Origin of the sequence: Longimicrobium sp., assembly GCF_036387355.1 — a bacterium.
Classification (GTDB): domain Bacteria; phylum Gemmatimonadota; class Gemmatimonadetes; order Longimicrobiales; family Longimicrobiaceae; genus Longimicrobium.
This window is the reverse complement of sequence record NZ_DASVTX010000136.1, coordinates 1-9,722: the sequence shown is the minus strand read 5'-3', so window position 1 is coordinate 9,722 and position 9,722 is coordinate 1. Positions and strand designations below refer to the sequence as shown.

Below are 9,722 nucleotides of genomic sequence, written 5' to 3'. Positions count from 1 at the left end.
GCACCGCCTCGATCACAAGGTCGGCGGTGGACGCGGCGGCATCCACGTGCGCCTCGTCGCGCAGGTTGGCCAGGGCGGACTCGCGCGCCTCGGCAGTCACCTTTCCGCGCTCCACGCCCTTGTCCAGGTTCGCGCGGATGGTGCCCAGCGCGCGCGCGACCGCGTCCGGCTGCGGGTCGTGCAGCACGACGCGGTAGCCGGCCATGGCGCACACCTGGGCAATGCCGTTGCCCATGGTGCCCGCGCCGAGAACGAGGACGGTCTGGATGGATGAGTCAGGCAAGAGTCGGCTTCCGGCGACGGTGAAAATCGTTCCGCAGAGAAGCCGTTGATATACGCGAGCCGCGGCGGGCGCCGCAAGCGCGGGGACCGAAGGCGGGGAGCCGCCCGTCCCCGCACTCGGGCGGGATCAGGCGCGCTCGCGATTGCGCGCGGCGACGCCGATGGCTTCGCAAACGGTGGGGAACACGCGCTGGCCGAACGGGTGCGAGGCAAAGGCGCGCTCGCCGCCCACCGGAGCCGGGGTTCCGCCCGTCAGCCGCCCCGCGCCGTCACGCTGGATGACGGCCATGTCCTGCACCTTGGCGGTGCCGCAGTCCACGCGGTGCTGCGATTCGCGGGTGAGCACCGTGCCCGTCCCGTTCGCGGCCACGGTGTCGAGCACGAGCGAATCGGTGCGCACCCACACCACGCGCTTGCTGCCCTCGCTCACGATGCGCGACGTATCGAGCGAGGTGTAGACCTGCGTGGAGCGGCCGATGGTCATCCACGGCGCGGTGGCGCGCGGCGGCATGGGCCGGCTGCTGCCCCCGCACGCGGCCAGCGCGGCAGAACACAGGACGAGCAGAGCGAGAGTAAGCTTCACGGAGAATCGGAGATGTCGGTGTGGAGCGTTCCGGCGCGGACCTTTGCAAACGCCGTCGCGCGTTGAACGAGCGAGTCTCGCCGGTGCAGTCCGCGCAGGCGGACTTTGTGCCTTTCCAGCGGCGAATTCATTCGCTCTGGGCGGGCGGACGCGGGAGCCGGCCGCTTGCGACGATGCATCCGCTGCAGTCCGCGCAGGCGGACTTCGTGCTTTTCCAGCGGCGAATTCATTCGCTCTGGGCGGGTGGACGCGCAGATGCCAGCCGCTTGCGACGATGCATTCGGTGCGGTCCGCGCAGGCGGACTTTGCGCCGTTGTTGCCGCGACTTCAGTCGCCCGTCGCTCTACTCGCCGCGGAAGACGGGCGTGCGCTTCTCGTTGAACGCCGTGATTCCTTCCTTGGCGTCCGCCGACCGAAAACAGGCCATCTGCCGCTCGCGTTCGGCGTTCAGCATGGCGTCCAGATCCGCATGCAGCGACGCGCCCAGCGACTGCTTGGCGAAGCGCAGCGCCATCGGCGGCTTGGCGGCGAGTTCGGCGGCGAGCGCGCGGACGGCTTCCTCGAACTGATCCGCGGGGACCACGCGCTCGAACAGTCCGATGCGCGCCGCCTCCTCCGCATCCACCATCCGTCCGGTCAGCACCAGCTCCGCCGCGCGGCCGGGGCCCACCAGGCGGGGCAGGGTATAGGTCGCGCCCCAGTCCGGGTGCAGCCCGATGCGGTTGAACGTGAGGCCGATGGAGGCACGCGCCGAGGCAACGCGGAAGTCGCACGCCAGCGCCAGCGCCGCGCCCGCGCCCGCCGCGGGGCCGTTGACCGCGGCGATCACCGGCTGCTCCACGGACCGCAGCCGCCGGATCACCCACATCCCCGACTGCACCAGGCGCTCGAACGTGGCATCGTCGCCTCGGCCCAGCAGGTCGCTCATGACCTCCACGTCCGCGCCGGTGCCGAAGCCGCGCCCCGCGCCCGTGATCACCATCACCCGCACCTCCGCGGACGACGCCGCACGGTCAATGGCGTCGTGCAGGCGGTCGCGCATGTCTCCGGCGAATGCGTTCAGCCGGTCGGGGCGGTTCAGCGTGATCCACGCGACGCCGTCCTCCACGCGCGACAGGACGGAATCCGCCATCTCCGTCACGCTCACGAGTCCGCCCGCTCCACGATCATCGCGATCCCCTGGCCCACGCCGATGCACATGGAGGCCAGCCCGTAGCGCACGTTCTGCCGCCGCATCTCGTGAACGAGCGTGGTGAGAATGCGCGCGCCGCTGCTGCCCAGTGGGTGCCCCACGGCGACGGCGCCGCCGGACACGTTCACGATCTCCGGGTCGATCCCCAACTCGCGGACGCACGCCACGGACTGCGCGGCGAACGCCTCGTTCAGCTCCACCAGCCCGATCTGGCCGATGTCCATCCCCGCCAGCGCCAGCGCCTTGCGGACGGCGGGCACCGGCCCGATCCCCATCCGCTGCGGCTCCACGCCGGCCACCGCGCTCGCGACGATGCGCGCCATCGGCTTCAATCCCATGCGCTCCGCGGAGGCGGCGGACGCCACCAGCAGCGCCGCGGCGCCGTCGTTCAGCCCCGACGCGTTGCCGGCCGTGACCGTGCCGCCCTCCTTGCGGAACGCGGCCTTGAGCCCGGTCAGCGACTCCAGCGTGGTGTCCGCGCGGGGATGCTCGTCCGTGTCCACCATGCGCGGCGGGCCCTTGCGCTGCGGAACGGGGACGGGAACGATCTCGCCCGCAAAGTGGCCCTCGGCGATGGCCTGCGCGGCGCGCTGCTGGCTGCGGAGCGCGAACGCGTCCTGATCGGCGCGGCTCACGTGGAACTCCTCCGCCACGATCTCCGCCGTTTCCCCGAGCGAGACCGTCCACTCGGCGGGCATTCTGGGATTGACGAACCGCCATCCCAGCAGCGAATCCGCCATCTCCGGAACCCCGCGGGCGTAGCCTTCCGCCGGCTTGAGCATCACCCAGGGCGCGCGCGTCATGCTTTCCACGCCGCCGGCGATGAACGTTTCGCCCTCGCCGGCGCGGATGGCGTGCATGGCGCTGCGGACGGCTTCCAGCCCCGATCCGCACAGGCGGTTCACCGTCTGCCCGGCGACCGTGACGGGCATGCCGGCCAGCAGCGCGGCCATGCGCCCCACGTTCCGGTTGTCTTCGCCGGCCTGGTTGGCGCAGCCAAAGATCACGTCGTCCACGGTGGACGGGTCGATCCCGGTGCGTTCCACCAGCGCGCGCACCACGGTGGCGGCGAGGTCGTCCGGCCGCACGGAGGCCAGCGAGCCGTTGTAGCGCCCCACCGGCGTGCGGCAGGCGTCGAGGATGTAGGCGTCGGCGCGCGGAGAAGTCATCAGAAGAAAAGAAGTGCCCAGTTTCAAGTGCCAAGTGCCGGGAACTGAAGTGCCCAGGATTTAGTGCCTGGGAACAGAAGTGCCCAGGTCCAGGTGCCCAGTGCCCAGCCGCCCATCATCGCGGTGAGGATCACTCGATCGGAACGGAAAGCTTCTCGCGGATCACGGGGATGCCCGCGTGCTCCTCATCGTCCATCTCGCGACGGGTGAGCACGATCAACTGCACCGCGTCGATCAGGTTGGTGCGCGCCTCATCGAGCGTATCGCCCTGCGTCATGGGGCCGGAGATCTCCTGCGCCCACGCGATCCAGCCTTCGGGAACCTGCTGAAAGACCGCGGTCACCTGCAGATCCATCGTGCCCTCCCGGAAAGGTAAGACCGAGTGCCCAGCGCCGAAACCGGCACTGGGCACTTGAACCTGGGCACTTCAGTACTTCCGCACTAACGCACCCAGCACTCACGCACTGCCGTTACCCCAGATTCACCCACACGCTCTTTACCTGCGTGTACAGGTCCAGCGCGTGGCGGCCCAGTTCGCGGCCGTAGCCCGACTGCTTGTAGCCGCCGAAGGGGGACGCGGTGTCCAGGTTGTGGTACGTGTTGATCCACACCGTCCCGGCGCGCAGCTTGTGCGCGGCCACGTGCGCTTTGCGGACGTCCTTCGTCCACACGGCCGCGGCCAGGCCGTACTCCGTGCTGTTGCCGATCTCCAGCGCCTCGTCCAGGTCCTTGAACGTCTGGACGGCCAGCACCGGCCCGAAGATCTCTTCGCAGGCGATGGTCATGCGCGAAGTGACGCCGCCAAAGATGGCCGGGTTCACGAAGTAGCCGCGCTTGCCGTTCACCTCCACGCGGTCGCCGCCCATCAGCAGGTTGCCGCCCTCGGCCTTGCCCTGCTCGATGTAGCCCAGCACCCGGTCCAGCTGCTCCTGCGAAACCAGCGGCCCCAGGCGCGTCTTGGGGTCCATCGGGTCGCCCGGAACAAAGCCGGCGGCCCGCTTCACCAGCTTTTCCACGAACTCGTCGCGGATGCTCTCGTGCACCAGGAGGCGGCTTCCGGCCGTGCAGGCCTGGCCGGTGTTGTAGAAGATGGCCATGCTGGCGCCACGCACCGCCGCGTCCACGTCCGCGTCTTCCAGCACGATGTTGGGGCTCTTGCCGCCCAGCTCCAGCGACACGCGCTTGAGCGTGTCCGCCGCCTGCCGCTGAATGATCTTGCCCACTGCGGTGCTGCCGGTAAAGGCGATCTTGTCCACCTCGGGGTGCGCCACCAGCGCCGCGCCGGCCGACTCGCCGAAGCCCGTCACCACGTTCAGGATCCCCGCGGGGAGCCCGGCTTCCGCGGCGATGCGGGCCAGTTCCAGCGCGGTGAGCGACGTCTGCTCGGCGGGCTTGAGCACCATGGCGTTTCCGCAGGCCAGCGCGGGGGCCACCTTCCACGCCGCCATCGGCAGCGGGTAGTTCCAGGGGATGATGGCGCCGCACACGCCGACGGGCTCGCGGCGCGTGTAGTTCAGGTACGGGCCGGGGACGGGAATGACGTCGCCCTCGATCTTGTCGGCCCAGCCGGCGTAGTAGCGAAAGCAGTCGATCGACTCCTTGATGTCGATCATGCGTGCTTCCTTGACGGGCTTGCCGTTGTCCATCGTTTCCAGCCGGGCGAGCTCGTCGGCGCGCGCCTCCAGGCCGTCGGCGATGGCGTACAGCAGGCGGCCGCGCTTGCGGGCGTCCAGCTTCTGCCACGCGTCGCTCTCAAAGGCCGTGCGGGCAGCGCGCGCGGCGCGGTCCACGTCGTCGGCGCCGCCCTCGGCCAGCTGCGTCAGCGTTTCGGCGGTGGCGGGGTTGATGGTGTCGAACGTCTTGCCCGAGGCGGCGTCCTGCCACTCGCCCCCGATGAACAGCCGTCCCGGCTGGATCTCCAGCGTCGCCGTATCGCTCATGTTCCCGTGTGTTTGAACGTCCAGACTGCCGTCCCGCCCCAGGCGGGCTGATCTTTCTCTTCCGTCCGACGCGCGTACCCGTGCTGCTTCACGAACTGGGCACTAAGCACTGAGCACTTCTTTCCTTCGCACTCCGCACTCAGCACTCAGCACTTCGCACTGCTCTTTGGGCGTGCCCCTCCGCTGCGCTCCGGGTCGGGCTGCGCGCGCCGTAGGGCACGATACTACTGTGCCCAACGGCGGCAAGCCACCGCCGCGCCCGTTTCTCGTCGCGCCGGGCGTGCATTCGTGCGCGCGCGGCGGCGTCTTGCCCCTGCGGGCGCGCATCCCTCACGCAACCGCGCCCGCGTGAACGCGGGTGAGGCGGAGGGTCGGGCGTGGATCGTCAGGCCCCGGCGCGTGCGGAAAGGCCCCCTCCCCCCAACCCCCTCCGCCCGCTCCCGTGGGAGAGGGGGAGCCGTTCGGCGCAGGGACATCGCTCGGCGCGCGTCCCATGCCTCACACCCGGGGGGTGAATCGCGCCTCGCACCACACAAAGCCGCCTTCGCGGACCGTATACGAGGCCATCGCGCGCACACGGGATGGCGCCGTGCGGCCCCCGTCCAGAGCGAATGAATTCGCCGCTGGAACAGCACGAAGTCCGCCTCCGCGGACTGCATCCGCGGCTTCGGCGCACGCCACGCGAGCCGGGCCGTCCGCCGGGTCGGTTGAAGCCCCGATCGTGGACGCGACAGCGGCCGTGAGTCGGGGGTTCCCGCTGTTCGAGCGGCGGATTCATCCGCTCAGGCCTGCCCGCCACCCGCTCTAGCCCGCCCGCCGCCCCGAACTGCGGTTGGGGTGTGCCCCCTCTCCCACATCTGTTCGTGGGAGAGGGTGGACGCGTCTAAGCGCGGCCGGGTGAGGGCCACACCACCGGGCGATCCCCACTTTCGTACGTTCGTACTTTCGTACTCTCGTACTTCCCGCCCCGCACTCCGCACTGCCCGAAACGAAAAACGAGGCCGGGCCACTCGCGGCCCGGCCCCGTCCGTCGGTCCGTCGCTTACTTGCCGGTGAACTGCGGGGTGCGCTTTTCCACGTAGGCGTTCAGCCCTTCCTTGGCGTCCTGCGAGTTGAACAGCAGCGCCTGCAGTTCGCGCTCCAGCGCCAGCCCCTGCTCCAGCGGCAGCTCCGCGCCGCTCTGGCACGAGCGCTTGATGTTGCCCACGGCAAAGGTGGCCTTGTTGGGGCGGGTGAACTGCTTGGCGTACGCCATCACCTCGTCCACGAACGCGTCGCGGCTGGCGGTCTCCAGCACCTGGTTCACGATGCCCATGGCCGCCGCCTGGTCAAAGTCCAGGTTGTTGCCCTGAACCATCAGCTCGATGGCCTTGCTGGTGCCCACCAGCTTGGTGAGGCGCTGCGTGCCGCCCGTGCCGGGAAGCACGCCCAGCGCCACCTCGGGCAGGCCGATCTTGCCGGCGCCGCGCCGCGCGATGCGCAGGTCTGCCGCCATGGCGATCTCCAGCCCGCCGCCCACCGTATGGCCGTTGAGCGCCGCGATCACCAGCTTGGGCGTGTGCTCCAGCTTGAGCAGCGTCTCGTTGGCGTGCAGGCAGAAGTAGTACTTCCAGGTGGGGTCGGCCTTCTGCAGCATGTTGATGTTGGCGCCTGCGCAGAAGAACTTGTCGCCCTTGCCCGTGATCACGATCACGTCCACCGTGTTGTCGAACCGCGCGCGCAGGATGGCCGCGTCGATCTGGCGCATCATCTCGTGCGTGTACGTGTTGGCCGGCGGATCGTCCAGGGTGAACAGGGCGACCCCGTCGCGCACCTCGTAGTGCACCAGCGTCTGGGTCTCGGTCGGCACGTCAGCGGACAGCGTGGCCATCAGGTTTGCTCCGGTTCGGTTCTGGAAAGGGTACGGAAAACGGGATCGGCGGGCGGCGCCTACTCGTCCGCGCCGCCGGAACGCCAGATGGACGGCGCCGCATCGCCCGGCGAAGCCTCGCGCGCCAGCGCGGGCACCGCCGCGTTGTCGGGCGCGAAGCCCTCCACGAAGATGCGGTACATGTCGTCCACGATGCGCTCCACCGGCACGTCGCGGTCGGCGCGGTGCCAGTTGTACAGCCAGTTCATCATCCCGAACATGGCGAAGGTCGCCACGCGCGGGTCCACGTCGCCGGCCGGGCGGATCTCCTGCAGGATCTGCATGGCCGTCTCGGTCAGCCGGCGCTTCTTGCCGTTCACCCGGCGCCGGAAGTCGCCCGTGAGCGCCTCGGCCTCGTGCGAAAGCACCTTCATCTCCGCCGTGTTGGCGATGAAGTAGCGCAGGTGGTTCTCCATCAGCAGGCGCAGCCGCCGGTGCGGCTCGGCCACGCCGTCCAGCAGGCGCTCCAGGTTGCTGAGCAGCGTGCCGAACGCGTGGTCCTGAATGAGGAAGAGGAGCTCTTCCTTGCTGTTGAAGTAGTAGTACAGCCCGGAGAGGCTGACCCCCGTGGCGCGGGCGATGTCGCGGATGCTGGCCTGGTGATAGCCCTTCTCCGCGAAGATCTGCGCGGCGGTGCGAAGAATGCTTTCCAGCTTCTCGTCGTACGCGCTTCTCTCGTCCGTCATCGAGCGTGTGGCCTCCGGGTGCGGCATATCGAACGTCCGTCCGCAAACCTATCCCGCGCGCCGGGACGGTGCAAGCAGTCCGCCCCGCCCGCGCTTGACCGCCGGTCCCGCCCCGGTATACCTTCCATTCTCCCCTCCAAGACAGCTGTGTCCCCCATTCCGCCGCGCATGCCTCAGCCACGCCGTTCGCGCCTTTCGCTGGCCCTTGCCCCGCTGCTTGCCCTGGCCGCCTGCCAGGACGGGCCCACGGGGCCGGACTCGTACGTGCAGTCCGCCGGCGGGGTGGAGTGGGTGGCGGTGACCGAGCCGGTGGGCATGGCCCGCGCCGATGCCTGGCTGCGCTACGCGGCGCCCGACGCGCCGGTGCGCGCCGCCGTGCACGGGCTGCACGAGTCCGCGGCCCGGTCGCGCGCGGCGGGGCGCATGGAGGAGGCGCTGCGGATGGAGGGGCAGGCGCTGCTGCTGGCCGCCGGCGGCATGAGCCGCAGCCCGGCGCCGCGGCGGGTGCTGGAGCCGCTGGCCGCGCTGGACGTGTGGGCGGACCGCGCCCGCGAGCGGCTGGAGCAGGGCCGCTACCCCGCGCTGGACTCCGCCCTCACCTCCGTCGCCGCCCGCGCGGACTCCGCCCGGGCCGCTCTGGCCGCGGGCGATACCTCCGCGGCCGTTCTGCTGGTGGCGCGCGGCACGCTGCGCGCGCGGGAGCAGGGGCCCATGGCCGTGGGGCTGCGCCTGCTGGCCAGCGCGGAGGCGCGGCTGCAGGCCCGCGGGGCGGGGCAGAACGCGGCCCGGGCGCGGCGGCTGCTGGCCGGCGCCCGCGAGGGGCTGGCCGCGGGCGACAGCATCCGCGCCCTGCGCCGCGCCGTGTACGCGCTGCAGCTTCTGGACGCCCCCGAGGCGCCGGGGCAAATGGTTGATTCCGCGGACGCACCGCGTTAGGTTTGCGCCGTCCGCCCGGATGGCGAAATGGTATACGCAGCAGACTCAAAATCTGCCTCCCGCAAGGGATTGTCGGTTCGAGTCCGACTCCGGGCACTGCCGGCCCGCTTCACTCCGGTGGGGCGGGCCGGTTCTCATTGGTGGAGCGTTCTCCGCATCCGCTTCCATCGACGGCGATCGCCTCCTTCGCGGTTCCCCGCGCCGCACATCCGTACCCTGCCTCCTCCGCACCGCCCATGACCCTCTCCCCGCGCCGGACCCGCGCAATGCTGATCGCGTGCGCGGCGCTGGCGGCCTGCGACTCCGCCGCCCCGCTCACCCCCGACGCAAATCCGTCCGATGCCGCCGCGGTCGCGGCGCTGGACTGCCGGGTGGACCTGCGCGCGTCCGCCACGGTGTCGTGCGCGACGTCGCACCCCACCGGCCCGGGCTCGCGGCTCATCGTGGGCAACCAGGGAACGTACGTGTTCCTGCAGGCGGGGCCGGTGACCGTGGACACCCTCGACCACGTGGTCAGCTTTGAGACCACCGTGCAGAACCTGCTCTGGCAGCCCCTCGGCACAGCGGACGGGACCACGATGGACCCCGAGGGGGTGCAGGTCATCTTTCACGAGGCGCCCGCCTCCACCGGCGCGGGCGCCGTGACGCTGCTGACGGAAGACGGCACGGGCGACTTTACCCGCGCCGGGCAGTCGTTCATCCGCTACGATCAGATCCTGGCGCCCAACGCCACGTCGGACCCGCGGCGGTGGGAGTTCTCGGTGGACGCGGAAACTCCGGGGTTCGTCTTCAAGGTCTACGTCCGCGCCAGGGTGCCCTTTCCGGACGGCGGCGTGCAGGTCACCCCGCCGGCGGACACGCTCGCGGCAGGCGCCACGGCGCAGCTTTCCGCCACCGTACGCACCGTGGTGGGCGGGGTGGTGGCGGGGCAGACGGTGACGTGGGGCACCAGCGACGCCGGCGTGCTCACCGTGAACGCCGCCGGGCTGGTGACGGCCGTAGCGCCGGGGACGGCGACGGTGACG

11 protein-coding genes and 1 tRNA gene are annotated in these 9,722 nt (G+C 70.6%); 3 read left to right on the top strand and 9 right to left on the bottom strand.

Annotated features, from left to right (window positions below):
* The 9 genes from VF665_RS06370 to VF665_RS06330 form a co-directional block, all read right to left on the bottom strand.
* Nucleotides 1-283, bottom strand: a 283-nt coding sequence (locus VF665_RS06370; RefSeq protein ID WP_331052572.1) for a 3-hydroxyacyl-CoA dehydrogenase NAD-binding domain-containing protein, incomplete at its 3' end; no start/stop codon positions are given.
* A 126-nt stretch (nucleotides 284-409) separates the two neighbouring features.
* Nucleotides 410-865 (bottom strand): hypothetical protein, encoded by a 456-nt coding sequence (locus VF665_RS06365; RefSeq protein ID WP_331052571.1) that lies wholly within the window; start codon nucleotides 863-865, stop codon nucleotides 410-412.
* Nucleotides 862-1,095 carry a hypothetical protein gene (locus tag VF665_RS06360; protein WP_331052570.1) on the bottom strand — a complete coding sequence of 78 codons (234 nt, stop codon included), beginning with the start codon at nucleotides 1,093-1,095 and terminating at the stop codon, nucleotides 862-864. The genes VF665_RS06365 and VF665_RS06360 overlap by 4 nt, the downstream gene beginning before the upstream one ends.
* A 113-nt stretch (nucleotides 1,096-1,208) precedes the next feature.
* Complete coding sequence (locus VF665_RS06355) at nucleotides 1,209-2,012, bottom strand: enoyl-CoA hydratase/isomerase family protein (protein WP_331052569.1); 804 nt, start codon at nucleotides 2,010-2,012, stop codon at nucleotides 1,209-1,211.
* Nucleotides 2,009-3,226, bottom strand: coding sequence for an acetyl-CoA C-acyltransferase (locus tag VF665_RS06350; RefSeq protein ID WP_331052568.1), 1,218 nt, complete (start codon nucleotides 3,224-3,226; stop codon nucleotides 2,009-2,011). The genes VF665_RS06355 and VF665_RS06350 overlap by 4 nt, the downstream gene beginning before the upstream one ends.
* A gap of 130 nt (nucleotides 3,227-3,356) precedes the next feature.
* Entirely contained in the window at nucleotides 3,357-3,581 is a 225-nt protein-coding gene (locus VF665_RS06345; RefSeq protein ID WP_331052567.1) for a hypothetical protein, read from the bottom strand.
* 115 nt (nucleotides 3,582-3,696) lie between these two features.
* Nucleotides 3,697-5,166, bottom strand: coding sequence for an aldehyde dehydrogenase family protein (locus tag VF665_RS06340; protein WP_331052566.1), 1,470 nt, complete (start codon nucleotides 5,164-5,166; stop codon nucleotides 3,697-3,699).
* Between the two features lie 1,042 nt (nucleotides 5,167-6,208).
* Nucleotides 6,209-7,036: an enoyl-CoA hydratase/isomerase family protein gene (locus VF665_RS06335; RefSeq protein ID WP_331052565.1), complete on the bottom strand. Its 828-nt coding sequence runs from the start codon at nucleotides 7,034-7,036 to the stop codon at nucleotides 6,209-6,211.
* Between the two features lie 59 nt (nucleotides 7,037-7,095).
* Nucleotides 7,096-7,761 (bottom strand): TetR/AcrR family transcriptional regulator, encoded by a 666-nt coding sequence (locus VF665_RS06330; protein ID WP_331052564.1) that lies wholly within the window; start codon nucleotides 7,759-7,761, stop codon nucleotides 7,096-7,098.
* Between the two features lie 168 nt (nucleotides 7,762-7,929).
* Here VF665_RS06330 and VF665_RS06325 point away from each other — a divergent pair, with 168 nt between their 5' ends.
* The 3 genes from VF665_RS06325 to VF665_RS06315 form a co-directional block, all read left to right on the top strand.
* The gene (locus VF665_RS06325; RefSeq protein ID WP_331052563.1) at nucleotides 7,930-8,697 is read left to right on the top strand and encodes a hypothetical protein; all 768 of its coding nucleotides are present in this window, start codon (nucleotides 7,930-7,932) and stop codon (nucleotides 8,695-8,697) included.
* A 13-nt stretch (nucleotides 8,698-8,710) separates the two neighbouring features.
* Nucleotides 8,711-8,793: transfer RNA gene (locus VF665_RS06320), tRNA-Leu, on the top strand.
* A gap of 170 nt (nucleotides 8,794-8,963) precedes the next feature.
* Nucleotides 8,964-9,722: Ig-like domain-containing protein (locus VF665_RS06315; protein WP_331052562.1), on the top strand; the 759-nt coding region annotated here is incomplete at its 3' end.